The sequence below is a fragment of the Amycolatopsis sp. CB00013 genome (genome assembly GCF_001905755.1).
Classification (GTDB): domain Bacteria; phylum Actinomycetota; class Actinomycetes; order Mycobacteriales; family Pseudonocardiaceae; genus Amycolatopsis; species Amycolatopsis japonica.
The window spans coordinates 1,676,108-1,699,614 of the sequence record NZ_LIWC01000002.1 but is presented as its reverse complement, the minus strand read 5'-3'; the positions used below and the strand labels follow the sequence as shown (position 1 = coordinate 1,699,614).

Here is a 23,507-nt window from a genome sequence, read left to right as displayed (position 1 = left end):
ACGGGTATCGGCCCGAACGCAAGGGGTCTGTGCCCGGCGTTACACCACTATGGACATATGCAGCCGATAGCGTGAACGTGGCGACAGTCGCGTCATCCGGCCCGTGCCCGGCCATCTCCTCCCCGAGACGAAAAGTTCGCGCCGCGCGAACCACGAGAGCACTGAGGAGTGGCCGTGCACACCGACGCAATTCACCAGAGCCAGTTCGTTCTGCTGAACAACAGCAGCACGCCCGTTCTCTCCCGCCTGTCCTTCCACGCCGGCGAACCGTTCGCGGTCACCGTGTCGTTCCGGACCGAGCGCGGCCGGTGGGTCGAGTGGACCTTCGCGCGTGAGCTGCTCGTCACCGGCCTCACCGATCCCGCCGGGCTCGGCGACGTCCGTGTCCGCCCCGACCTCTCCGAGGACGAGGCGATGCTGACGCTCGAAATCGAGTCACCTGACGGTTATGCGTCGTTCGAGCTGGAACGCGAGGACGTGGAGACGTTCCTCGAGTCCACTTACGACCTGGTCCCGCTCGGGTCCGAGAGCGAGCACTTCGACGTCGAAGCGCTGATCGAGGAGATCAGCAACGTCTGAAAACTTTCCCGCGGCACGAAAACGAAGGGCGGCCCGAGTGCGCTGGAGGCACTCGGTCCGCCCTTCGTCCTGTGTCAGCCCAGGACCAGGGAGGTCCCGGTCGCGGACAACGCCGGCCGGACCGGGAAGAAGTAGGTCACCGAGCTGTTGCCGCCGGACAGCATGCCCTGCGCCTGATTGCCCGCGATGAACGAGCCGCCGGAGTCGCCCGCCTGGGAGCGGACGTTGGTGGCGGTCATGCCGTAGACAGTGCCTTCGGCGTAGCGGACGGTCTGGTTCTTGGCGCCGACGGTGCCGCAGGTCCAGCCGGTGGTCGAGCCCGACTTGCAGACCGAAGCGCCGGTGGCGGCGACGGTCGAGCCGCTCACCCGGGTGCCGTTGTTGATGATGCCGCGCGGCGTCCAGTTGCTGTTGACCCGGACGTGCCCGTAGTCGTTGGTCGGGAAGCTGACGCGGGCGAACGAGCCCATCGCGACCCGGTTCGAGCCGGTCACCGTGCCCGGGCCGCAATGCCCGGCGGTGAGGAAGCCGCCGTTGACCGAGAAGCCGATCGAGCAGCGCGAAGAGCTGTTGATGTAGTAGGCGTCACCGCCGCGGACGTCGTACTTGAGGGTCGGCACCGAAGTGGTCTCGACCACCGAGACGGCGGTCTTGTCCACCTTGGCCTTCTCCAGGTACGAGTCGACGACGCCGCTCTTGCCCGGCAGGACGTTCACCGTCACCCGGTTGGTCTTGGTGTCCACACCCCAGCCGGTGATCGCGCCGTCCGCCGCGCGCTCACTCGCGTTCAGTCTGTCCACAGTGGAATCGAGCTGGGCGGCCGAGAAGCGGACCAGTTCGGCCTCCGCGCCACTGGCGAGGACCTGGCCGAGTTTCGCCGCGTCCGTCACGCCGACGCGGAGCTTGCCGGTGGCCTCGTTGTAGCTCGCGCCGCCGAAGCTGCCGGCGAGCGCCGAGGCGAGTGCCTGTTCGAGCGTGCCGGCGGCGGTCTCGCTCTGGATCCGGGCGAGTGCCTGGTCGGCGGTCAGGCCGAGGTCCCGTTGCAGGGCGGGGACCATCTCGGCGTTGAGCAGAGTGTTCGAGGTCGCTGCCGCGGGGGTACCCGTGACGAGCGCGCCGGTGGCCAGTGCTGCCGTGGCGGCCACACCGAGGAGCTTCGTGATCTTCATGCTTCTCCCTCGTCATCACGCACGGCTCCGGTTCGCCATGCGATGGCCCTCCCCTGACGGGTGAGGGTTCTGGACTCCGGGGAAGGCCGCAATCCGGGTCGGCGCGGGATAGGTATACCCATTCTTCGGGAACCGAATCCCCTGCTCCACGGGCGGCCACCTAGAGCAGGCACCCGGACGGACACGTCCGTAAGTAGGGTTTCGAGCGAATACCTTGCGTAGTCGTTTCCACCCCCTGAACGTGGGATGAATCGCCGAATCGGGTTGGTGGCCGACGTTTCGGGTGTCCGGTGATTTTCCAACCGATGATCCGTCAGCCAACCGGTGACTCTGCGTCCTCGAACGGCCTCAGGGGGTGCCCGGGGTGTCCGTGTTGGGTGGTTTACGACCCGGTAGGCAGTGCTTAGGCTCCGCAGGACAACGCACAAGATCGTGTCGGGCTCAGCGGGAACTCCCCACCGAGGAGCGCATGATGTGGCTTGCCACCCCTCGCCCGACCTCGGTTTCGGTCCGCGCCGGATCGACGGCATTAGTGGGCCGCGACGTCGAGGTCTCGGCGATCGTGAAGATCCTGCTGCGCCGTCCCGCCGCCGTGCTGATCGAAGGCGAACCCGGGATGGGCCGCAGCAGGCTGCTCGAAGAGCTGGCCGGACGCCGCGAGTTCGCGTCCGCCCGGGTGCTTTCGGGCGCCTGCCAGCCGATGCGCGAACCGTTCCCGTTCGGGCCGGTGCTCGAAGCGCTGCGCTCGGCGGGCGACCGGCCGCTCGGGCCGCTCAGCCCGGTGGCCGGGGTACTGAGACCCTTGCTGCCAGAACTGGCGGAAAGCCTTCCGCCCCAACCGGAACCGCTCGCCGACCTGTGCGCCGAACGCCACCGTCAGTTCCGCGCCGTCCGTGAACTCCTGATCGCCTGCGGGCCCGCGCTCGTCTTGATCGACGACCTCCAGTGGGCCGACGAAGGCACCCGTGACCTCTTGCGTTTCCTCGCCGCCGCGATGCCCGCCGAGCTGGCCGTCGTCGCGGCCTACCGGACCGGTTCCCCCTCCGGGCACGGTGCCGGCATCCCGTTCCGCACCCCGCCGAACGTCCAGACCGCCCGCGTGACGCTGGGCCCGCTCGATCTCGACGCCGTCGGGAAGCTCGCGGAGGAACTGCTGGACCTGCCGAGGGTTTCCGCGCCGTTCACCGCGAAGCTCCACGAAAGCACCGCCGGGATCCCGTTCGTGGTCGAGGAGACCCTGCGGGCGCTGCGGGACGCGGCGGGACGGCTGCCGATCGGCGAGGTGCTGGGCGACCGGCTGCTGGAAAGCCTGGAAGTCCCGATCTCCCTGCGTGAGGCCATCACCGAACGGCTCGACGCGCTGCCGGAACCCGCCGTCCGGCTCGCCCGCGCGGCGGCGGTGCTCGCCGTCCCCTCCGAACCGGCCGTGATCGGTGAACTCGCGTGCCTCGACGGCGACGCCCTCCGCACCGCCCTGTTGTCCACTTTGGACGGCGGAGTGCTCGGCGAACTCGGCGGCGACCGCTACGGCTTCCGGCATCCCTTGGCCCGCAAGGCCGTCTACGACACGATCAGCGGCCCGGAACGGACTTTGCTGCATTCGCGCGCCATCAAGGTGCTCGCCGAGCAGCCCGCCCCGCCGCTGACCCTGCTGGCGAACCATTCGCGCGCGGCGGGCCGGACCGGGCAATGGCGCCACTACGCCGAAGCCGCCGCCGACGAGGCCATCGCCCACGGCGACACCTCACGCGCCATCGACCTGCTCCAGTCCGTGCTGGCCGAGGCCGGACTCGGCGAGGACGACGTCGCGCGGCTGGCCACGAAGCTCAGCCAGGTCGCGCTGCGCGGGTTCCGCCCGGACGTCATCGAGACACTGGAGCGGATCCTCGAAGACCTCACCGACCTGCGCCCGAGCGTGCGCGGGACGATCCGGCTCAGCCTCGGGATGCTGCTGGTCCGCACGATCGGGCGGCTCGCCCGCGGCCGGGTCGAGGTGGAGAAGGCGATCACCGAACTGGTCGACGAGCCGGAGCTGGCCGCGCGCGGGATCAACCTGCTCGCCCAGCCGATCGACGGGCTGACCCCGCTGTCCTGGCACGAGGTCTGGATGGACCGGGCCCGGGAGGTCTTCGACCGGATCGAAGACCCGGAGCTGCGCCTCGCGCTGCTCGGTGACCGGATCTCCACCCAGGCGCATATCGGCGACGGCTCGGCCTGGACCGAGTTCACCGAACTGGCCGACCAGGGCGGCGGGGTGGCCGAACGGGTCCAGCTGGCCAGGATGTGGTGCAACCTCGCCGACGCGCAGTCCTGGGCCGGGCATCTGGCCAGGGCGGAAAAGCTGGTCACGGAAGGGATCCGCCGCGCGACCGACGCGGGCGCGCTCTACGCCGCCGGCCTCGCGCAGGGCACCAGGGTCCGGCTCGACTGGGTGCGCGGCGACTGGTCCGGGCTCGCGGAGGCCACCGAGCAGCTCCGCGACGGCTATCCCGACTTGGGCCCGATCGTCATGGAGTGCTCGCTGGTCCTCGGCGGGCTGGCCGCCGTGCGCGGGGAATTCGCCGCCGCGCAACGACATCTGACCGCGGCGAGCGTGCACGCGCCGGAGCACGGGCCCATCCCGGTCGTCCTCTCGGCGGCGGGCGTCCTGATCCGGGTGCTCCTCGCGACGGACGACGTCGACGGGGCGTGCGCGGCGGCCGACAACGCCGTCGCGGCGGCCCGGCGCAAGGGTGTCTGGGTGTGGGCGGCGGCGCTCGTCCCCGCCGCCGCCGAGGCCTACACGCGGGCCGGGCGCTGGTCGGAGGCGGACGCCGTGGTCGAGGAATTCGCCCGCGGTGTGGACGGCAAGGATTCGCCGGTCTCCCGGGTCGCGCTGCTCGCCGGCCGGGCGATCCTGCTCGACGCGCGCGGCAAACATCCCGCCGCGGCAACGGTTTTCGACGAGGCCGCGGCCGGTTACGAAGCACTGCCGATGCCCTATCAGGCGATCGGCGCCCGCGAGCGAGCGGCGCTGTGCCGTCTAACTGCGGGCCGCCTGACCGCGGGTCGTCTCGACGCGGGCGACCGCAAGGCGATCGAGGAGCTCGCGGCGGCCGCGGAGGCCTACGAGCGGCTCGGCGCGACCAGGGACGCCGGCCGCTGCCGCCACCTGCTCCGGGAACACGGCGCGTGGGCGCCCTCGCAGCGGGGGCGGCGCGGCTACGGCCAGGAGCTCTCGCCCCGCGAACTCGAGGTCGCGCGCATGCTTTCCGACGGACGCACGAATCGGGAGATAGCGGACGGATTGTTCCTTTCGCCGCGTACGGTCGAACAGCACGTCGCGAAAGTCCTGCGGAAACTGGGCGCCCGTTCACGGACCGACGTGGCCCGCCGGATGACGACCTACGCCCCCGCGGCGGCCGACCGGTAACGCGCCGGTGAACAGGCCGCTATTCCTTTAGGGGCAGGAAAAGTGCCCGATCGGGCACGGTGATCCATTCCATCGTGTTCAGCCGTGTACGTATGGTTCCGTAGGTTCATGCGCTGTGCTAGTTTGTTTTGGCCATTAACAAAGTCGGGGCCCGACCCCGTGAGGGAGTAGCGCAGAAGCATGGCTGAGCGAGCCGATTTCGCGCTGGGGACGGTCGAGGCGACAGTAGTCGGGCGGGCGCTTGGCGTCGATGCCCGCTTGTTTCCCTTGCGCGTCCAGAACACTTCGATCGACCCGGAGCGGTACTCCGCGATCATCCGGAAGGTCTATACCGATCTCGAACGGCGCCGCCTGTCGATCGACGGCGAGCTGAACCAGGCCGTCCGCACCGCGTTCGCGCTGCTCGGGAACCACCGGATCACCGTTTCGATCAACGGTATCGACGGTATCGGCCAGGACATCGCCGTCCTCGCGCTCACCGACGGCAGGCAGGCGCTCGGCATCACGCAGGCCCACGGCGAAGACCTCCTGCAGTTCGCGCTCTTCGACGACGAAGAGCTGGTCGAGGTCCTCTCCGGCGTCCTGCCGCGGATGCGCCCCGCGTCGACCGGCCGCCGCACGCTCGTGCAGAAGGAGGAGCGCGCCGTCTCCGCGATGGCCGCGCGCCGCCAGGCCGAAGCCGAGTTCGACGAGGAAGAGACCGACGCGTTCGGCAACCTCCAGTTCACCGGCGTCGTCCGCGCCCGGCCGGAGACCGCGGCGCCGCGCAACGACGAGAGCGACGTCGAGGTCCTGGAGAAGGTGCTGTCCGGGACCCGCCTCGGCGGTGGCTACATCATCGTGAGCGGGATCGGCCGCCGCGGCGAACGGCTCCGGTCGACACCGTTGAGCTGGCTCGACACCGAAGACGGCCGGTACCTGATCCGGACCGAGACCGACGAGGCCTCCGGCGCCGTGATCGGGCACTACGACCCGGCCAGTCAATCGGGCGTGGCGAACGCGATCCGGGACGCCATCGCGGACATCTACTGACCTTCCTGAATCCGGCGAGAGGACCCTCCGTTGACCGAGGAAGCACAAGAACTGCAGCCGATGATGGCGGCGCGCAAGGTGGCGTTCGCGAGCGCGCGGCTGAAGGAGATGGCCAAGCAGGGCGGCTTCGCCGTCGACGAGACCACCGGCCAGGAGATGATCCGTTCACTCCAGGGTGTGATCGACAGCCTCGAAGAGCGCTGGAGCGCGCTGACCAAGCTGCAGAAGTCGCCGCCGATGAGCTCCACCGCGACCGCACGCTGGGTGTCCGAGCACATGCACGGCACCGCGACGGACGCGCAAGGTCTGCTCACCCAGCTCCAGGCCGCTCGCGCCGAGTTCCCCACTTACATCGAGGCGATCGAGCTCGCCCAGCGGAACTACCGGGAACGCGACACGCAGAACCAGCGTGACCTGAAGCGGATCGACACCGAGATCTGAAGGAGAGACCTGTGACCGAATCCGAGGAGAAGACGGCGAAGGTCTCCGACCCGAACTCGCCCGACTACGACAAGCTCGACCCGCACTACGACCCGACGGCCGACTCGTCGTCCGACTACTACGTCGGACCGCTGGCGAACGAGGCCGCCTCCGGCGACGAGATCCGGGCCGGGGCCTCGGCCGGGACGGACCTCCTCTTCAACATCCTCGGCTGGGGTGACAAGGCGCTCAACGGCTTCAAGGACATCTTCACGCAGAAGATGTACGAGGGGCAGCTGGAGAAGGCGCGCGAAGGTCTCGACAAGAACCTGGACATCCGCAAGCCCGGCGAGCCGCCGTCCACGGTCTGGGCGAACGCCACCCACGAGCAGATGCAGACCGCGATCCTGGACAACGCGGATCCGGCCGCGGTGGGCGAGACCTCCGAAGAGTGGGTCCGGGCGGGCAACGACCTGGCCTCGCATCAGCGCAACCTGGCGAAGGCGATCAGCGCGAGCACGGCCAACTGGGAGGGCGAGGGCGGCGACGCGGCCCGCGAGCACCTCGCCGGTGTCGGCAAATGGCTCGGCTCGACCGCGAACGGCGCGACGCTGGCCGGACGGCAGCAGCAGATCCACTCGCAGACGCTCAACGAGACGCAGAAGCAGATGGCGGCGAACCCGCCGGTGGCGTTCAACGTGCAGGAGGCCAACGCCAACCTGCAGAAGATCACCGACCCGTACGTCTACATGGCGCAGCTCGGGAAGGATCTCGGCACCTTCAAGAAGCAGCAGGACGCGCGGGACCAGGCCGCGAAGGTGATGACCGACTTCGACACCACGGTCGGCTCGGCGATCGCCACCCCTGCGTTCCCCGCTCCGCCGAAGCTGGCGACGGCGACCAGGCAGATGCAGGGCACTCCCGCCGGCGGTGGCGCGGGTTCGCCCGCGGGCACACTTCGCGACCGGATGTCGCCCGAAGGCGCCGACGGGGAGCTCAGCCCGTTCAGCGCGACCTCGGACCGGACGCGCCCGGACGGCCTTGTCGCTTCGATGGACGGGACGCCGCAGGGCGGGACCGGTGGTCCCGGCGGTGTGTCGCCGTTCAACTCGCCGACCGGCGGGCCGGGCGGCGGCCCCGGTGGTGGCCCGGGCGGAGGTCCCGGCGGCTTCCCCGGCGGCGGTGGTCCTGGTAGCGGTGGTCCCGGTGGCGGCGGCCCTGGCGGCAACCTGAACATGCCCACCATCCCGAACGGGCCGACCGGCGGCGAGACCTACAAGCCCGCCGCGTCGTCGGGCCCCAACCTCCCGAACATGCCCAAGATCGACGACAGCACGCGCACGACGGGCTACACGCCCCCGTCCGTTTCGCCGCCGTCGTTCACCCCGCCGAACATCCCGATCCCGGAGAGCGGCGGACCGCGGCCCGGCGGCGGTCTTCCGTTCACGCCCCCGAACATCCCCCTCCCGAACGGCCCCAACGGACCCACCAGCGGCGGACCGAGGCCGGTCATGCCGAACATCCCGCCCATTCCGCGGCCCGGCGGCATCGGCGAGCGGCTCACCGGCCCCTCGTTCCCCGACGGCAACTCGTACAAGGGCACGCCGTACAACGCGCCCAAACTCGGCATGCCGAACATCCCCGGCGGTGGCGGCACCGGCGGGACCAGTGGCTTCGGCGGCGGCGGCACCGGTGCGGGTGGCGCGGGCGGCGGCGGTCTCGGTGGCGCCGGACGGGCGTCCGGCTCGCTCGGCATGGGCGGCGCCGTCGGCGCGGGCGCGATGGACGCCGAAGCGGCCGCAGCCCGTGCGGCGGCGTCCGGCGGCAAGCCCGGTACTCCCGGCGGCATGGGACCGATGGGCGGGATGGCCCCCGGCGCCGGCAAGGGTCAGGGCCAGGACGACAAGGAGCACAAGGTCGCCGACTACGTCGAATCCGACGACCCGTCCTTCTTCGCGGCCGACGAGGTCGTGGCGCCGCCGGTGATCGGCGACTGGAAGAACAAGGACTGGAAGTGACGGCCTCGTTCGAGGTCGACCCGGACGACCTGACCGCGCACGCGAGCCATCTCGACGGGCTCGTGGACCGGCTGAACACCGCGCACGCCGCGACCGGTTCGGCGATGTCGGCGGACGCGTACGGCCTGCTGTGCGCGTTCCTGCCGCCGATCGTCAACCCGGCGGGCGAACGCGCGGCGGAGACGATCAAGGCGGCCGTGGAAGGGATACAGGCGACGGCCGACAACGTTCGCACCGCCGCCAAGTCCTATGTAGACGGTGACAAGACCAACGCGGAACCGTTCAAAGCGGACTTCTCCGCCTTGAACATCGGAGGAAAGAAGTGACCGGCGCGAACGAGCTCGGCGAACTCATGCTGGACCCGGACGAGGCCCAGCGCAAAATGGAGCGATGGGCCGCCGGGCTGGAAGAGAAGGCCCAGCGGTACGCGGCCGCCCAGGAGCGGACGGAGCAGCTCCGGCTGACCGCGTCCAGCTCCGACGGCGCCGTGAAGATCACCGTCGGGGCGGACGGCGGCGTGACGGACATCGAGTTCGGGAACAAGGCCAGGACGTACCCGCTGGAGGAACTGTCGCGGGCGATCCTGCAGACCATGCACCAGGCGCAGGCCGGGATCGCGGGCCAGGTCGCCGAGGTCATGCAGGAATCACTCGGCGACGAGGACCAGGAGACCAGGTCGCTGATGATCGGCACCCTGCGCAGCCGCTTCCCCGAGATCGAGGAGGAAGAGCCGCCTCCGCCGCCGCCCGCACCTCCGGCGTCCGCGACCGACGCTCCGCCTCCGCCGCAGGCCCCTCGGGAACGGCGTCACGAAGCGCCGGACGACGAAGAGAACTCGCCCTGGTAGCACCCTCGATGGTTCTACTTGAGGGGTAAGCCAAAAGTGGCGTGATGAAGTCGGCGGTGCGAGCAGGCTCACCACCGAGACCTAGCACACCCCTTGGACTGTCCAAAAAGGATACTGCTCGAGATCAAAGCATCCGATTTGGGCACTTTGCGCAGTATTGTCCCGGGGTCGTGAGTGGCTATGGTCGTTCTGGTGAACCTGTATTTGCTCACCCACTCGGCTTGACGCCGTCCTGCTGCCGTGGCGGAACCGGATGTCGGCGAGTGGGGAGGATCGGGGACGTCCAGTGTCCGGAATCTTCCCCGCTCGGCATGACCTTGATCAACGGAGGATTCAGGACATTCAACGTCCCCGATCTTCCGTTGATCAAGCTCCTCGAGGGGCCTTCACGCGCCACCGCTGCGACTGCGGGGTCTGGTGGTGTTGCTGGGGCTTCGGTGGCGATCGCGTAGTCCGTGAAGGCCTCCTTCACTACCTTGAGGGTAGGGAAGGAGGCCTTCACGGACCTTCGACCAACGGGCCCTGCCCGCCCTCACCACTCACAAGGCGGTCAGGCGGCCGCGAGGGACACGACGCGGTTTCGCCCGCTGTTCTTCGCCTGGTAGAGCGCGGAGTCGGCGACGTGCAGCAGCCGCTCCAGCACGGTCCCGCCCGACGGGTACACCGCCGCGCCGATGGACACCGAAAGCCCTCGCACGACCCGGGGCCCCGACGCGGTCACGACCTCGACCTCGATCGCCATCACCGCCCGGCGGACCCGCTCGGCCACGGGGAGCACCTCGGTCTCCGTCGCGCCGGGCAGCAGCACGACGAACTCCTCGCCACCGAAACGGCCGACGGAGTCGTAGTCGCGTACGTGCTCGGAGATCGTCTTCGCGACGACCTTGAGCACGACGTCACCCGCGAGATGCCCGTAGACGTCGTTGACCTGCTTGAAATGGTCGAGATCGAGCATCAGCACGCCGAGTTTGCTCTTCGCCCTCGCCGCCGACGACAGCTCCCGTTCGCTCAGCGCGTGCCACGCGTGCGCGTTCAGGACGCCGGTCTTGCCGTCGATGTTCGCCGCGATCTCCAGTTGCCGCACCAGCACGCTGCGGTGCAGCACCAGCACCGGGAGCAGCACGAACGGGACGAGCGCGGGCGCGTGCACGATGCCCAGCGCGGTCGAGGTCCCGAGCACCAGGGTGGTGACCTCCAGCAGGTTGTCGTCACCGGTGCCGAACAGCGACCGCAGCGACCTCGCCCCGGTGTGCAGGTACACCGAGAGCGCCACGATGAACGCGTTGACCACGGTGAACACGGCCGCCGCTTCGACGATCTTGAGCGAGCCGGCGAACCCGACGGGCAGGCCGTTCCAGCCGGCGACGATGGCCCCCGCGGCCAGGCAGGAGATCACGATCGCCGCCGCGCAGTACACGACGCGGTAGGCCGGGCGGTGGCTCATCCCCCGCCACACCCGGAACCAAAGATGCAGGTAGATGAGCAGACCGAGGGCGAGCGCGAGCCCGGACGGCAGGACGAGCACCCCCGCGAACGTCCACACCGAAGTCATGTTGATATGCGGCCGGTCGCACAGCGTGCGCCGCAACCGTTCCACCGAACGCGAAAGCTCGGCCTGCAGAACAGCGAGGCCGAGCAGTGATCCAAATCGGACGAATTCCGTAGTCTCGTAGTTCGATCGGAGCAAGGCGATTACGGCGACTGCCGCCGCGAGGCCTTCCACCACAAGAAAAACCGCGGGAACACCGCGTGGTCCGGACCATAATTCCCAGCGTCGGACCCTGGCTCTCAGACGTGTGCCGGCCCCTTCTCCGGCGAGTTCGACATCCCCCATAATCATCGTCACCGGTCCCCCTTCCGTACACATTTCAATGTATCCGAGGTAGTACTGAGGGTGGCTCGAGTCATTTCCGGAACACACAGATGGAGCAGTGGGAGGGAGGACCATCATGAACGGTCGCGAGGACTGATCCCACCAATTCAGCCGGTTCGGCTCCCGGCCGGGAGCCATACATCGGGGCCGGTGGCGATGGCCCGTTTCCACGCCATCGCCATCGGTCCCGCCGACGCGACGGCCACCGTCGCGGCCACCCCGACGGCCACGAACGGACCGGTCAACTGGGCGAGACCGCCCGCGAGCATGATCCCGATTCCTTGCACGGTCACCAAACTCGTCGAGGTCAGGCCCATCACCTGCGCCCGGACGCCGTCCGGCACCGCGCGGGCCATCAACGCGACGGCCTGCAGGTGGTACGGCGCCGCGAAGGCCCCGCTGAGCCCGATCAGCGCGAGGCAGACGGGTAATGACGGGCGAAAGAAGACGAACACCAGAGGAACGACGGATGCGATGGCGAGAATGCCGACGATTCGCGTTTTCCGTCGTGCCGGAACCCATTTCGTGAAGATCCACGAACCTATTACCGAACCGATCGGATCGGCCGCGAGAATAAGTCCGACCGCGAAACTGCCCGCCCCGAGCCCGACGGCGAGCGGCGCCGCGAGCCCTTCCGGCGCGATGGCGAACCCGGCGAGCATCTTCAACCCGAAGAGCACCCGGATTCCCTTGCCCTGCCACAGTTCCTTGGCGCCTTCGCCACTGAAAGCCCGCGCCACACGGCTTTTCACCGAAGATTCCGTGGCGGCGGGCCCTCGGCGGCGCACCCCGACGGACACGAGCAGCGCCGAGACCACAAAGGTCACCGCGTCGATCACCAGTCCCCAGTAGGGCGTCACGAGCCCGATCACCAGTCCGCCACCGCCGAATCCGGCCAGTTGTGCCGTTTGGATGGTGATCGTCCGGACCGCGAGCCCGGCGACGTACCGGTCACCTTCGAGGACGTCCGGGAGCAACGCGAGCTGCGCCGCCCGGAACGGACCGCCCGCCATCGTCAGGATCACCAGCAGTCCGGCCAGGACCGGCAGCGGTATCCCCGGGACGGCCATCAGCGCCGCGATCGCCGCGCGTACCAGGTCGCAGACGATCATCACCGTCCGCCGCGAATACCGGTCCGCCAGACCGGCGAACAGCGTGCCGCCGATCAGCGTCGGCAGATACGTCAGGCCGTAAGTGAGCCCGGTCAGCCCGGCCGACGCCGTTCTTTCCCAGACCAGCACCGACAACGCGACCCTGGCCAGCTGGTCACCGGCCTGCGAAAGCGCCTCGGCCGCCCACAACGCACGGAACTCGCCGACCGCGAAAGCGGCCCTGAACGCGGTGCCCCGAGCGGAATCCCCCTTCTCCATGAGCCCCTCCCCTTGGCTCACGGTAGTCGATCACTTCCGCAGTGTCAGCGGCCATCCGGCCCACGACGACCGTCAGTGTCCACTGTGGACAGGCAGATGCGCGTGCTCCACGGCGGCCAGCGCGAAGGCACGGACGACCGGATGCGGCCGGGTTCCATCGCCGGCCAGTTCCGGCTGGAACAGCGTCGCCAGGAAGAACGGGTGCTCCGGCAGTTCCGCGATCCGCGCGTCGCCATCGCCGTCGAATCCGCTGAAGACCACACCGCCCGCCGCCAAGGTGTCCAGATGCCGGGCGTCGAGACCGTACGAACAGTGGTACCGCTCAACGGAACGCTCCGCCCCCAGAACCCGTGCCGCCAGGGTGCCCGGCGTGACGTGGACCGCGCCTTCGTGCCCGACGAGCGAACACGCGAGCGGGACGATCAACCGCTCTTCCGCGTCCGGCGCGTTCTCCGCGTGCCCGATTCCGCCGAGACCACAGACGTTCCGCGCGAATTCCAGCAGCGCGTGCTGGAATCCGGCGCAGGTTCCGAGGAACGGGATGCCGTTCTCGCGGGCGGCGCGCACGGTCTCGATCGCACCGGATTCGGACCGGTAAGGACTGCCGGGCACCAGCCAGACGGCGTCGAAACCGGTGAGGTCGCCGACGGCGTCCGTCGGGATCCAATAGGCGTCGAGTTCGAGGCCGTCGCGTTCGGCGAGCCGCTCGAAGAGCATCGGGATGCGGACGTGGGAGCGGACGCCGTCCGATCGGTCGCCGACCAGGGCGACCCGGGCTGTCTGTGTCATGCGGTCATCCTGACCCGCGAACCGAGTTCAGCGCCAACGATGATCCTTGCTATCTCCATAAGCGATACTGATGACCATGGAGACTCATCTGCTCCGCACCTTCGTGGCGGTGGCCCGCGGCGGCTCGTTCTCGCGGGCGGCCCGCGACCTCGGCTACACGCAATCCGCGATCTCCCAGCACATCGCCGCGCTCGAACAGGACCTCGGCACCGCGCTGCTCACCCGGCGGCCCGTCGCCCCGACGCGCGCCGGGGAACGTCTCCTCGAACACGCCGGGCCGCTGCTGACCCGGCTCGACGCCGCCCGCGCGGACCTCGCCCGGCTCTCCGCGGCTCCCAACGGACGGGTCATCCTCGGGCTCACCCCGCTGTCGCTCACCGCCGAAGTCGCCGCGGCCGCGCGTCGTGGCACCGAATTGCGCGTCCTGGGCCGCGAAGACGTCCTGACGGAGGTCGCGACAGGCTCACTCGACCTCGGCCTCGTCGACGGGATGACCGCGCCGAGCGATCCGCTCCCGCTGCCGGACGTCGGCCCGCTCACCACCACCGTCGTCGGCGAACGCCCGCTCGCGGTCGCGGTACCCGACGGCCATCCGATGGCGGGCCGGGCGGTCCGGCTCGCCGAACTCGCCGACGCGGCGTGGATCGACGGGCCGGATACGGCGATTCCGTTGGAACGTTTGAGAAAGTTCGCTTCGACCGACGGATTCCGCGGTCGGCTGCGCTACACCGGGACCGACGTCCGCGGTCTGCTGGGCCTGGTCGCCGCCGGTCAGGGACTGGCGCTGCTCCCGGCGGACGTCATCACCGGCGTGAGCGCGCTTTCGCTGTCCTCGCCGCGCGTGGTGCATCGCACCGAACTCGTGCACGGGGATCCCGGCGAGGGCTCGGCGCTGGCCGCCGCGCTGACAGGTCAGCGGCCGTAGCCGTAACTCACCATTCCCTGCGCCATCTGCATCGCGAGGGAACTCGCCACGACGGGATCCATCATGCTCCGGATGTCCTGTGTGGCCTTGTCGCGCGAGCCGAGGTCGGTGCGCGGCTGCTCCGGCGGCCGGGTCTCGGCGGGCGGGAGGGCGACGACGCGTTCCTTGACGGGCTTCTTCTTCGTCGCGGGCGCTTGCTGCTTCACGGTGACCGGGACGTAAACGGTCACCGGCGCGGCCTGCGGCGCGGGCTGCGCGACCGGCGGTGCCGCCTGCTGAGTCGCCACGGCGGGCAACGGCTGCTCGGGCAAGGCGGTGTCGTCGGCAGGCTGGAAGCTGAAGGTGCCGGCGAACCAGCCGATCGCGAGCAGCGCCACCCCCGCCCCGCCGACGAGCCAGGACCGGGCACGGCGATGGATGACGACGGCCTTCGGGCGGAGATCCTTGTCCACCACCGGTTCGCAGACCGGGGGCCGCACCGGCATCGGCTCGGGCACGGGTTCGTTCTCCGGGCTGCGCCGCCGTTTCGGCAGGCTCGCCGCGATGATCCCGGTCCGGTCCAGCAACTCCGCCGTCTCGACGGAGAGCGCGGCATCGGTCGGCGTACGGCGCTGGGCGGCGCGCGGCATGGGGACCTCCGGAAGGGGAATCACGAACTTGAGCATTGTGGTGCATTTCCGACGCCGCCGTAAGTAACGCACCCCGATCGAGTTATCCCGAGCCGTCCGGACCACGGAGGGTTACTCCGTTCAGTGGCTTCCGCTTTCTCAGAGATTCCGCATTCCCAAGCGCCCCAACAGCGCTAGCGGCCGCTGGTAAAAGGAGCCGAGCACGCGGGGAATCGCGTCGATGGCGTACGCGTCCGGACCGATCAGGATCCGCGCCGTCCCCCGTTCGATACCGCGGACGATGGTCTGTGCGGCCTTCTCCGGCGTCGTCCTCGCGATCTTTTCGAATCCCTCGGCGGCTTTGTCGATGTCCCGCTCGGCGCCGCCCCGCGCGTCACGGGCGATATTCGTCTTGATGCCACCGGGATGCACGCAGCTGACCTTGACCGGATGCCGGGCGATCAGCATTTCCTGCCGCAGCGCCTCGGTGAACCCCCGCACCGCGAATTTCGCGGCGTTGTATGCGCTCTGCGTGGGCACGCCGATGAAGCCGAACACACTCGAAAGGTTGACGATGTGCCCGTCACCCGAAGCGATCACCTGCGGCAGAAACGCTTTCGTACCGTTGACCACGCCGCCGAGATTGATCCCCATCAGCCAGTCGTAGTCGTCCCAGGTCATTTCCTCGACCGTGGCACCGAGCGCGACCCCGGCGTTGTTCACCACGACGTTGGCGCCGCCGAAATCGACGGCGACCTCCTCGGCGTGCGCGAGTACGGCGTCACGGTCGGCGACGTCGAGCTCGTACGCCTTCGCGGTCGCGCCCGCCTTCTCGCACTCCGCGACGGTGCCGGCCGCGCGGACGGCGTCGACGTCGGAGAGCGCCAGCCTGGCGCCCCGACCGGCGAGCTCGATCGCGAGCGCCTTGCCGATCCCCGAGCCCGCGCCCGTGATCACCACGACCTTGTCCGTGAACGACTTCATACCCGCTCCAACCCGCTCGACTGTTACCGGAGGTAACACATACTACGGCTGTGAGCTTGCTGTGCGTTGATCGATTCGGGCTGTGTTCGTACCCCACTTATGGTGATCTGTACCCGGACAGCCGTGGACGAGCGAAAGGAAGGCGATGCGCCGCGCCCTGTTGCTCGTGCTCTGTGTCGTTCTGTCCGGTTGTTCCGCCGCGTCGGATCCCGCCGCGACCGAAGACGGCGCCGTCCCCGCGACGGTGGCAGCGACTCCCGCGGCACCGGAGACCAATCCCGCGATCGGCGCGCTCTTCCTCGACGGAACGCATTTCTGCACGGCCAGCGTCGTCCACAGCGCCCCCGGCGACCTCCTGCTCACGGCGGCGCATTGCCTGCACGACGGCGAAGGCGGCGAGTACGCGACGGGGATCTCGTTCGCACCCGGCTACCACGACGGTGTCGCGCCGTACGGCTACTGGGAAGTCTCCGATCCGCAGGTTCCCGACGGCTGGGCCGATTCCTCCGATCCGGACCTCGACGTGGGGTTCGCGACCGCCCGCCAGGCGGGCACCACGAAGACCCTCGAAAGCGTCACGGGCGCCAACACCCTGCTGACCGGCGGCGGATTCGACCACCCGATCACCCTGACCGGGTATCCCGACGAACGGGAGGCGCCGGTCGTCTGCCACGGCACCAGCGCCCAGGCCGACACCTACCAGATGCGCGTCGCGTGTCCCGGCTTCACGACCGGCACCAGCGGCGGCCCGTGGGTGGTCGACCCCGACCCGAAGACCGGACTCGGCACCGTCGTCGGTGTGATCGGCGGCTACCTCTACGGCGGGGACGATCCGGACACGTCCTACAGCAGCTACTTCGACACCGACGTCGCCACCTTGTACCGGAAGATGGACGCACGGGGATGATCTCCCCATGAGCATCCACGACGTCCCGATCACCGGTGAACCGATCCGCCTCGGCCAGTTCCTCAAACTGGCCAACCTGGCCGAAGACGGATCGCACGCCAAAGACCTCCTCGACGCCGAAGAGGTCACGGTCAACGGCGAGGTGGAGGTCCGGCGCGGCCGTCAGCTGACGAACGGCGACGTCGTGGAGGTCGGCGGCGAAGGCGGCCGCGTCGTCCTGGGCTAACGCCCCTGCAGCGGCGCCAGGCGCAACGCCTTCGCGAGTTCTTCCAGTTCGCGGTGCACCGGCTCGTTCAGCGGGACACCCAGCGCCTGGCACTGTTCGAGGTACTGCGCCTCCCGCCAGCCCGGATAGCGGACCGGGGTGCCGCCCTCCCAGCCGAGCAGGCTGCCGAACAACGCGCTCGCCGCCTTGTAGAACCCGTCTGCGCTGCGCAGCGTCGTCGGCGCGATGGCCATCACCATCAGGCCGGTGTCGTGGTCGTGGTCGCCGACGCCCGACAGCACCCCGGCGAAGATCTCCACCAGCAGGGCGAAGCCGGCGATCGCGGCGCTGCCCGCGCCGTCGACGTCTCCCAGCGTGTTTAAGTCGAGGACGAATTCGGGGTACGCACCGGCGGGGGCGGCCATACCGAGCGGGTTCGCGGCCGTCCCGCGCTCCCCGCCCGCCGCCATGACGAGTCCGATCATGGTGTGCGGCAACGCCCTCGCGGCATGATGCCCGGCGCTGCCGAACGGCCCGACGCCGCGCACCGACATGAGCCCGACGCCGTACCGGCCAGCCCGGGACACCGCCCGGTCCATCGCGTCGCCGACGGCCCACAGGCCCGGCGCGCGGCGGTAGTCGATCAGGGCGGCGGCGCCGCGGTCGGCGATCATCAGCGGTTCGGCCCTCGGCCGCACCATCCCGTTGGTCAGCATCGGCAGATACAGCCGGGTCAGTTCGGCGACACCGGATTCCGGCGTTCCGGTGAGATCGCCGTGGCACAACGCCTCGGCGGCCATCCTGGCCCGCGACCAGGGCAGGTCGTGCGCGGTGAAGATCTCGGTGACCAGGTCGATCAGGGCGTCGATCGGGACGCGCTGCCAGATCTGTTCCGGTATCGGGGAAGGTTCGGCCGGTTCGGGGGTCGGCTCGACGGGCGCACGGCGAAGAGAGCGAGGTCTGAGGGGCACTCCGCCGAGGGTGCCCAAACGCGTTTTTCGGCGTCAACGAACCACGGCACCTTCTAACCGACTGTGTGATCGGAGCACTCGGAAACGTCGGTGGGCGGACGTACGATCGGGGCATGTGCCGGAACATCACCACGCTACGAGGCCTGGAACCGGCGGCGACGCCGGACGAGATCGAGGCCGCCGCCCGCCAATACGTCCGCAAGGTGTCCGGGGTGCAGAGCCTTTCCGACGCCACCCGTGAGCCGTTCGAGGCCGCCGTCGCCGAGGTCACCGCCATCACCCGGCGGCTGCTGGCCGAACTGCCCGAGCGCCGCCAGCCGCCGGCGAAGGTGCCGCCGTTGCGCCGTCCCGAGGTCCAGGCGCGAATCGCGGCGAAGGCCGCGAAGAGCCAGGCATCCTGAGCTCAGGCGGTTACGGTTAGCGGGTGACATACCCGCAAGACCCCTACGGTCAGCAGCAGCCCTACGGCCAGCAACCTCCGTACGGGCAGCCGTACCAGCAACCGGGTTACGGATACGGCCCGGCGATGCCGCCGCCGCAGGAACAAGGGCTCGCGATCGCGGCGCTGGTCGTGTCGATCGCCAGTCTCGTCGCGTGCAGCGGGCTGCCGTCGATCGCCGGCGTCATCATGGGGCATATCGCGCATTCCAAGGCCAAACGCGGGGAAGCGGGCGGCCAGGGGATGGCGCTCGCGGCGATCATCATCGGCTACATCGGCGTCGCCGTCATCGTGCTGATCCTGATCGGCGTCATCTTCGTGGGCATCCTGACCGACTGGGACTTCGACTAGTCCATCCATGCCCCCACCACCACCCTCAACGGAAAGCTGCGCTTCGACTACATCCGAAGCATTAAGGCAAAGCCCCGTCGGATACCCTCGACAGCGGTAGCGTGTCCGAGCGGCCGAAGGAACATGTCTTGAAAACATGCGAGGGCTCTGTCCTCCGTGGGTTCGAATCCCACCGCTACCGCCAGTCTTGAAACGAAAGCGCCCCAGGCCGACCGACCTGGGGCGCTTCGCGTCACGCGGGTACCAGTGCCCAGACCGTCTCGTCGCTCCGGCCGCCCAGGAACGGCCGCTGCTCCAGCAGCGAAGCCGTGCCGTTGTTGATCTGCCGCACCGCCAGCTTGCTCGCCCGGTTCACCAGTCCGTAGCGCATGTCGGCGCTCCGCAACAGCTTCCACTGCTGGTCGATGGCGGAGCCGCAGTGCGTCTGCTCGAACTGCGCGCCCTCCGCGGTGCTGCCGGAGACCGGTCGCAGGCACTGACCGCTCCGCTCGTTGGAGATCTTCCAGTACCCGCCGCCCGCGTCGGTGAGCCGCCATTTCTGGCCGTTGTCGTTCTGCCTGGCCACATGGGTGATCTTCGCGCCCGCCGACGACGAGCCGTCGACGACCGCCGCGCTGTTTCCGTTGGTGGCGACCGTCAAGTAGTACTTCTTGCCCGCCTGCGGGCCGGGATCGGCGACGGGGTTCAGCGTCCACTGCTGGTTGGCCGCCCCGGTGTAGGGCTGCTGGACCAGAGGCGCCGGGTACGTGCCGCCGTCGGTGATCGCGTAACCGGTCAGGTAGTTGAAGATCGCCACCTTGCCGTTGCCGAGCGGCTGGAACGCCCACCGCATGCCGTTCTGGCCGTTGCAGTTGTACTGCAGGATCGGCGTTCCCGGCGCCGTCCCGCTCTGGGCGCTGTCGGCGCACAGCTGACTGTTGGCGTTCACCAGCTGAAGCCCGGTGTTGTAGCCCAGGATCCACTTCTGGCTCATGGCGTCGGTCCGCGGCCGATGGCTGAGGTTGACGAGGCCGCCGGTCGACGAGCCCACGACGTCGATCGCGTTACCGCTCGCGCCGGTAATGACGTAGGTCTTCCCGCCCCTGGCGTGGCCGTCGTCGTTGTCGGGCGTGTCCTTCTTGATCAGGAAGGCGCTGTTCGCGACGTTCCAATGCGTCGCGAGCCAGCTGCCCGGCGTGGGGTTCGTGCTGAAGTAGTCGTCGTTGCCGCAGTCCAGCAGCCGGTCGAAGTCGCGTTCCGTGCAGTCGAAGGACTGCGTGTCGCCGTAACACATCAGATCCCATTCCTGGGAGCAGTGCCCGCCGCCCTGATAGTGCGGAGCGCCCGGCAGAACCGCGCCGAGCATGTGGCCCAGTTCGTGGGCGGCGGCGTTGACGCCCCAGCAGGGGACGGCGATCTCCGTGTAATGCCTGCCGTTGTTGAAGGCGTTGGCGGGGCCGGGCTGGTCGTCGCTGTCGCCCCACGTGCCCGCGCAGGTGTGCGGGTTGTCGGAGAACAGCATGTAGTCGCGGTCCGCGTTGAAGAAACCGGCCTGGATGGCGCGGTCGCGGATGGCGCCGGACAGATACGTGCCGTCGGGCACCACGAGATTCGCGACGGCGACCTGGCAGCCCGCGCCCGCGGTCGTCACGTAGCGGAGATGCCTGCTGCCGCCGGTCGCGGCGGCGCTGTCGTTGAACGAATCGTCGATCCCGGACGCGTAGGCGCGCAGGGACGGCGCGACGGTCGCGTACCGGTCGGGCTGGCCGGCCTCACGGACGTACACCAGCTCGACACGTTTGCCGGAAACCCCGTCGCCCTCGCAGACCACCGGGTTCGCGGCGATCAGCGCTTGGGCGACGGCTGGAGCGAGCGGGGCCGGGGCCACCTCGGAGGCGACCGCTTCTCCGGTGAGCAGGCCACAGCCGAGACCGATGGTCACGAGCAGGCAGGCGGTTCGCCGTTTCGCCTTGGACAAGGGCTCTTCCTTTCGCGATGGAGGAACGCGAAAAAGACGCTAGAGGTCGGATGTCTCAGCCGACCAGGCAGAAGGACCGGCAGTCTGCCGCTACCCTTCCGGCATGCCCAAGTACCTGCTGCTCAAGCACTACCGCGGCGCTCCGGCGGCGGTGAACGACATCCCGATGGAGCAATGGGCGCCGGAGGAGATCACGGCGCACATCGACTACATGAGGGATTTCGCGACCCGGCTCGTGGAGACCGGCGAGTACGTCGGAGAGCAGGCTCTCGCGCCCGAAGGCACCTTCGTCCGTTACGACGGAGAGGGCAAACCGCCGGTCACCGACGGCCCGTTCGCCGAGACCAAGGACCTCATCGCCGGTTTCATGATCATCGACGTCGACAGCTACGAGCGGGCGCTCGAACTCGCGGGTGAGCTGTCGGCCGCCCCGGGAGCGGGTGGGAAGCCGATTCACGAATGGCTCGAACTGCGTCCGTTGCAGGGCGAGCCGCTCGTCGTCACGGAGTGACCACCGAACTGGACGAGGCCCTGCTCCGGAGCCTCACGCCGAACGTCCTCGGGATCCTCGTCCGCCGCGGAGCCGACTTCGCGTCGGCCGAGGACGCCGTCCAGGAGGCGCTGATCGAGGCCGTCCGCGTCTGGCCCGGCGACCGGCCGGACGATCCCAAGGGCTGGCTCGTCACCGTCGCCTGGCGCAAGTTCCTCGGTATGGCACGGTCCGACGCCGCCCGCCGCCGTCGCGAAGACCTCGTCGACGACGAGCCCGCCCCGGGGCCCGCTCCCGCGATGGACGACACGCTGCAGCTCTACTTCCTGTGCGCCCACCCGTCGCTGACGCCGTCTTCGGCGGTCGCGCTCACCCTGCGCGCCGTCGGCGGGCTCACCACGCGCCAGATCGCCCAGGCGTACCTGGTGCCCGAAGCGACCATGGCGCAGCGCATCAGCCGGGCCAAGCGCACCGTCTCAGGAGTGCGTTTCGACCAGGCAGGCGACGTCTCCACCGTGCTCCGCGTGCTGTATCTCGTGTTCAACGAGGGCTACTCGGGCGACGTCGACCTCGCCGCCGAAGCCATCCGGCTCACCCGGCGGCTCTTCGCCTCGATCGACCATCCCGAGGTCGCCGGACTGCTCGCCCTCATGCTGCTCCACCACGCCCGGCGCGCCGCGCGGACGGCGGCCGACGGCGAACTGGTGCCGCTCGCCGATCAGGACCGTGGCGTATGGGACACGCGTCTGATCGCCGACGGCGTCGAGATCCTGCAAGCCGCGCTGGCCCGCGACAGGCTGGGCGAGTTCCAGGCGCAGGCCGCCATCGCGGCGCTCCACGCCGACGCGCGCACCGCGGCGGAGACCGACTGGGTGCAGATCGTCGAGTGGTACGACGAACTCGCGCGGCTCACCGGCAGCCCGGTCGTCCGGCTCAACCGCGCGGTCGCCGTCGGCGAGGCGGACGGACCGCGCGCGGGCCTGGCCGCGCTCGCGGAACTGGACGATTCACTGCCGAGGTACGCGGCCGTGGCGGCGTACCTCCACGAGCGCGACGGCGACCTGGAGACCGCGGCGCGGCTGTACGGCGAGGCCGCGGGCAAGGCGGCCGACCTGGCCGAGCGTGCCCACCTGACGCGTCAGGCGGCCAGGCTCAGGAAGTGATCGGCGGCAGCCGCGGCAGGCCGTCGATCTCGGACAGGTGCTCCAGCACGCGTCCGAAAGCCTGCCCCAGCACCCGCTGCTCCTCGGGGCTCAGCAGGTCGATCAGATGCTCACGGACACCCTCGACATGCGTCGGCGCCGCGCCTTCCAGCAGTTCCGCGCCGCTCCCGGTCATCTCCGCGACGACGCCGCGTTTGTCCGCCGGATCGCGGGTGCGACGGATGAGGCCCTCCGCCTCCAGCCGGACCATCTGGTGCGAAAGCCTGCTCTTGGTCGAGCCGAGCATGCTCGCCAGCTCCGTCATCCGCATCCTCCGGTCGGGCTGGAGAGAAAGGCAGACCAAGACCTCGTAGTCGGCGAGGGTGACGTCGTGGCGCTCGGAGAGCTCGCGATGGAGGCGCTGTCGCAGCCGCATGGTGGCGACGATGTACGAACGCCAGGCGACCATCTCGGACTCGGAAAGCCAGCGCACTTCCTTCTGCTCCACCGCCATCCACGCAGAGTAGAGCGTTGATCGCACAAGGCGCATACCCACCGGTCACTTTTCGGCCCCTGAAAAATCCGGCGGAACATTCGCCCGAAGGAGGGTTACGAAAAGGTTGAGACTCGGCGCGAAAAGGCGCATTCTGCTTGTCAGCGGATGGTCGGGCAAGTACCGGGCGAACCCGTGGAAGGGTCGCCGGACCTGCTCCCAGCCGGGAAGGGTCAGGTGGTGGTATGGCGGGTGATTCTCGCGGTTGACCGCCTGCTGTGTCCCCGCGACCGGAACGGAAAGGACCGGGTCGGTCGCGACTGTGAACAGCGACGAGCGCGGGCATCTCGGATGCGCTCGACAATTCTGGCGCATTCGGCGTCACTCCGGCCTGTTTCGGGTTAGCGGCCTCTTCGACCGCCTCGGCAGTGCCAGGACGCCGGCCCGGTGATCGCGGCCGACCGGCGATCAGAACAAGACAACCTCGGTAGCCCTGGGTGCGGCCGCTCCACGCGGCCGCACCCAG

General features: G+C 69.3%; 23 protein-coding genes and 1 tRNA gene. 15 read left to right on the top strand and 9 right to left on the bottom strand.

Translation table 11 applies throughout. The features are described 5' to 3' along the window. The first annotated feature begins 174 nt into the window (after positions 1 to 174). Complete coding sequence (locus AMK34_RS18215; RefSeq protein WP_016330736.1) at positions 175 to 579, top strand: SsgA family sporulation/cell division regulator; 405 nt, start codon at positions 175 to 177, stop codon at positions 577 to 579. Between the two features lie 74 nt (positions 580 to 653). Here the strand turns inward: AMK34_RS18215 and AMK34_RS18210 are convergent, their stop codons facing one another. Further along, positions 654 to 1,748: a S1 family peptidase gene (locus AMK34_RS18210; protein ID WP_038507645.1), complete on the bottom strand. Its 1,095-nt coding sequence runs from the start codon at positions 1,746 to 1,748 to the stop codon at positions 654 to 656. A gap of 472 nt (positions 1,749 to 2,220) precedes the next feature. Between AMK34_RS18210 and AMK34_RS18205 the strand changes: the two genes are divergently transcribed. The 6 genes from AMK34_RS18205 to AMK34_RS18180 all read left to right on the top strand — a co-directional run bounded on the left by AMK34_RS18205 (position 2,221) and on the right by AMK34_RS18180 (position 9,477). After that, complete coding sequence (locus tag AMK34_RS18205; protein ID WP_073846071.1) at positions 2,221 to 5,160, top strand: ATP-binding protein; 2,940 nt, start codon at positions 2,221 to 2,223, stop codon at positions 5,158 to 5,160. A 180-nt stretch (positions 5,161 to 5,340) separates the two neighbouring features. Then, positions 5,341 to 6,192 carry an ESX secretion-associated protein EspG gene (locus tag AMK34_RS18200; RefSeq protein WP_038507638.1) on the top strand — a complete coding sequence of 284 codons (852 nt, stop codon included), beginning with the start codon at positions 5,341 to 5,343 and terminating at the stop codon, positions 6,190 to 6,192. Positions 6,193 to 6,222: 30 nt separating this feature from the next. Further along, entirely contained in the window at positions 6,223 to 6,633 is a 411-nt protein-coding gene (locus AMK34_RS18195; protein ID WP_038507635.1) for a hypothetical protein, read from the top strand. Positions 6,634 to 6,644: 11 nt separating this feature from the next. Then, positions 6,645 to 8,630 carry a WXG100 family type VII secretion target gene (locus AMK34_RS18190; RefSeq protein WP_073846070.1) on the top strand — a complete coding sequence of 662 codons (1,986 nt, stop codon included), beginning with the start codon at positions 6,645 to 6,647 and terminating at the stop codon, positions 8,628 to 8,630. Next, positions 8,627 to 8,956 (top strand): type VII secretion target, encoded by a 330-nt coding sequence (locus AMK34_RS18185; protein ID WP_038507628.1) that lies wholly within the window; start codon positions 8,627 to 8,629, stop codon positions 8,954 to 8,956. The genes AMK34_RS18190 and AMK34_RS18185 overlap by 4 nt, the downstream gene beginning before the upstream one ends. Then, on the top strand, positions 8,953 to 9,477 hold the full coding sequence (locus AMK34_RS18180; protein ID WP_073846069.1) for a YbaB/EbfC family nucleoid-associated protein: 525 nt from the start codon (positions 8,953 to 8,955) through the stop codon (positions 9,475 to 9,477). The genes AMK34_RS18185 and AMK34_RS18180 overlap by 4 nt, the downstream gene beginning before the upstream one ends. A gap of 550 nt (positions 9,478 to 10,027) precedes the next feature. Here AMK34_RS18180 and AMK34_RS18175 read toward each other — a convergent pair. The 3 genes from AMK34_RS18175 to AMK34_RS18165 form a co-directional block, all read right to left on the bottom strand. Continuing rightward, positions 10,028 to 11,164, bottom strand: coding sequence for a GGDEF domain-containing protein (locus AMK34_RS18175; RefSeq protein ID WP_228694839.1), 1,137 nt, complete (start codon positions 11,162 to 11,164; stop codon positions 10,028 to 10,030). 293 nt (positions 11,165 to 11,457) lie between these two features. After that, positions 11,458 to 12,720, bottom strand: a complete 1,263-nt coding sequence (locus tag AMK34_RS18170) for an MFS transporter (protein WP_038507619.1) — start codon at positions 12,718 to 12,720, stop codon at positions 11,458 to 11,460. A gap of 72 nt (positions 12,721 to 12,792) precedes the next feature. Then, complete coding sequence (locus AMK34_RS18165) at positions 12,793 to 13,509, bottom strand: CTP synthase C-terminal region-related (seleno)protein (RefSeq protein WP_073846068.1); 717 nt, start codon at positions 13,507 to 13,509, stop codon at positions 12,793 to 12,795. 76 nt (positions 13,510 to 13,585) lie between these two features. Here AMK34_RS18165 and AMK34_RS18160 point away from each other — a divergent pair, with 76 nt between their 5' ends. Then, positions 13,586 to 14,434, top strand: coding sequence for a LysR family transcriptional regulator (locus AMK34_RS18160; protein WP_241832792.1), 849 nt, complete (start codon positions 13,586 to 13,588; stop codon positions 14,432 to 14,434). Here AMK34_RS18160 and AMK34_RS18155 read toward each other — a convergent pair. Together AMK34_RS18155 and AMK34_RS18150 are read right to left on the bottom strand one after the other, a co-directional pair. Then, positions 14,422 to 15,099 (bottom strand): hypothetical protein, encoded by a 678-nt coding sequence (locus AMK34_RS18155; RefSeq protein WP_083649891.1) that lies wholly within the window; start codon positions 15,097 to 15,099, stop codon positions 14,422 to 14,424. The genes AMK34_RS18160 and AMK34_RS18155 overlap by 13 nt on opposite strands. Before the next feature lie 102 nt (positions 15,100 to 15,201). Beyond that, a complete protein-coding gene (locus AMK34_RS18150) occupies positions 15,202 to 16,026 on the bottom strand; it encodes an SDR family NAD(P)-dependent oxidoreductase (RefSeq protein WP_037333367.1) in 825 nt (274 codons plus the stop codon). Positions 16,027 to 16,171: 145 nt separating this feature from the next. On the opposite strand from AMK34_RS18150, the gene AMK34_RS18145 reads away from it, so the two are divergent. Beyond that, positions 16,172 to 16,933: a trypsin-like serine peptidase gene (locus AMK34_RS18145; protein WP_073846066.1), complete on the top strand. Its 762-nt coding sequence runs from the start codon at positions 16,172 to 16,174 to the stop codon at positions 16,931 to 16,933. Positions 16,934 to 16,940: 7 nt separating this feature from the next. Beyond that, on the top strand, positions 16,941 to 17,159 hold the full coding sequence (locus AMK34_RS18140; protein ID WP_016330720.1) for an RNA-binding S4 domain-containing protein: 219 nt from the start codon (positions 16,941 to 16,943) through the stop codon (positions 17,157 to 17,159). Here AMK34_RS18140 and AMK34_RS18135 read toward each other — a convergent pair. Beyond that, complete coding sequence (locus AMK34_RS18135; RefSeq protein WP_228694837.1) at positions 17,156 to 18,109, bottom strand: Ldh family oxidoreductase; 954 nt, start codon at positions 18,107 to 18,109, stop codon at positions 17,156 to 17,158. The two genes, AMK34_RS18140 and AMK34_RS18135, sit on opposite strands and share 4 nt — an antisense overlap. 113 nt (positions 18,110 to 18,222) lie before the next feature. On the opposite strand from AMK34_RS18135, the gene AMK34_RS18130 reads away from it, so the two are divergent. The 3 genes from AMK34_RS18130 to AMK34_RS18120 all read left to right on the top strand — a co-directional run bounded on the left by AMK34_RS18130 (position 18,223) and on the right by AMK34_RS18120 (position 19,083). After that, positions 18,223 to 18,510, top strand: coding sequence for a DUF2277 domain-containing protein (locus AMK34_RS18130; RefSeq protein WP_038522179.1), 288 nt, complete (start codon positions 18,223 to 18,225; stop codon positions 18,508 to 18,510). A gap of 23 nt (positions 18,511 to 18,533) precedes the next feature. Continuing rightward, a complete protein-coding gene (locus AMK34_RS18125; protein ID WP_038507605.1) occupies positions 18,534 to 18,899 on the top strand; it encodes a DUF4190 domain-containing protein in 366 nt (121 codons plus the stop codon). A 95-nt stretch (positions 18,900 to 18,994) separates the two neighbouring features. After that, positions 18,995 to 19,083: transfer RNA gene (locus AMK34_RS18120), tRNA-Ser, on the top strand. A gap of 48 nt (positions 19,084 to 19,131) precedes the next feature. On the opposite strand, the gene AMK34_RS18115 is transcribed toward AMK34_RS18120, so the two are convergent. Next, complete coding sequence (locus AMK34_RS18115) at positions 19,132 to 20,856, bottom strand: RICIN domain-containing protein (protein ID WP_073846065.1); 1,725 nt, start codon at positions 20,854 to 20,856, stop codon at positions 19,132 to 19,134. 103 nt (positions 20,857 to 20,959) lie between these two features. Here AMK34_RS18115 and AMK34_RS18110 point away from each other — a divergent pair, with 103 nt between their 5' ends. Together AMK34_RS18110 and AMK34_RS18105 are read left to right on the top strand one after the other, a co-directional pair. Next, positions 20,960 to 21,367, top strand: a complete 408-nt coding sequence (locus AMK34_RS18110) for a YciI family protein (protein ID WP_038507599.1) — start codon at positions 20,960 to 20,962, stop codon at positions 21,365 to 21,367. Beyond that, on the top strand, positions 21,364 to 22,509 hold the full coding sequence (locus tag AMK34_RS18105) for an RNA polymerase sigma factor (protein WP_241832791.1): 1,146 nt from the start codon (positions 21,364 to 21,366) through the stop codon (positions 22,507 to 22,509). The genes AMK34_RS18110 and AMK34_RS18105 overlap by 4 nt, the downstream gene beginning before the upstream one ends. On the opposite strand, the gene AMK34_RS18100 is transcribed toward AMK34_RS18105, so the two are convergent. Continuing rightward, the gene (locus AMK34_RS18100) at positions 22,499 to 23,002 is read right to left on the bottom strand and encodes a MarR family winged helix-turn-helix transcriptional regulator (RefSeq protein WP_073846064.1); all 504 of its coding nucleotides are present in this window, start codon (positions 23,000 to 23,002) and stop codon (positions 22,499 to 22,501) included. The genes AMK34_RS18105 and AMK34_RS18100 overlap by 11 nt on opposite strands. Between the last annotated feature and the right edge of the window lie 505 nt (positions 23,003 to 23,507).

What these genes read in the sequence shown, in the direction of transcription:
- AMK34_RS18210 (WP_038507645.1), bottom strand. Translation starts at nt 1,748, where the DNA reads ATGAAGATCACGAAGCTCCTCGGTGTGGCCGCCACGGCAGCACTGGCC.
- AMK34_RS18205 (WP_073846071.1), top strand. Translation starts at nt 2,221, where the DNA reads ATGTGGCTTGCCACCCCTCGCCCGACCTCGGTTTCGGTCCGCGCCGGA.
- AMK34_RS18200 (WP_038507638.1), top strand. Translation starts at nt 5,341, where the DNA reads ATGGCTGAGCGAGCCGATTTCGCGCTGGGGACGGTCGAGGCGACAGTA.
- AMK34_RS18170 (WP_038507619.1), bottom strand. Translation starts at nt 12,720, where the DNA reads ATGGAGAAGGGGGATTCCGCTCGGGGCACCGCGTTCAGGGCCGCTTTC.
- AMK34_RS18165 (WP_073846068.1), bottom strand. Translation starts at nt 13,509, where the DNA reads ATGACACAGACAGCCCGGGTCGCCCTGGTCGGCGACCGATCGGACGGC.
- AMK34_RS18160 (WP_241832792.1), top strand. Translation starts at nt 13,586, where the DNA reads ATGGAGACTCATCTGCTCCGCACCTTCGTGGCGGTGGCCCGCGGCGGC.
- AMK34_RS18155 (WP_083649891.1), bottom strand. Translation starts at nt 15,099, where the DNA reads ATGCTCAAGTTCGTGATTCCCCTTCCGGAGGTCCCCATGCCGCGCGCC.
- AMK34_RS18150 (WP_037333367.1), bottom strand. Translation starts at nt 16,026, where the DNA reads ATGAAGTCGTTCACGGACAAGGTCGTGGTGATCACGGGCGCGGGCTCG.
- AMK34_RS18145 (WP_073846066.1), top strand. Translation starts at nt 16,172, where the DNA reads ATGCGCCGCGCCCTGTTGCTCGTGCTCTGTGTCGTTCTGTCCGGTTGT.
- AMK34_RS18140 (WP_016330720.1), top strand. Translation starts at nt 16,941, where the DNA reads ATGAGCATCCACGACGTCCCGATCACCGGTGAACCGATCCGCCTCGGC.
- AMK34_RS18130 (WP_038522179.1), top strand. Translation starts at nt 18,223, where the DNA reads ATGTGCCGGAACATCACCACGCTACGAGGCCTGGAACCGGCGGCGACG.
- AMK34_RS18110 (WP_038507599.1), top strand. Translation starts at nt 20,960, where the DNA reads ATGCCCAAGTACCTGCTGCTCAAGCACTACCGCGGCGCTCCGGCGGCG.
- AMK34_RS18100 (WP_073846064.1), bottom strand. Translation starts at nt 23,002, where the DNA reads ATGGCGGTGGAGCAGAAGGAAGTGCGCTGGCTTTCCGAGTCCGAGATG.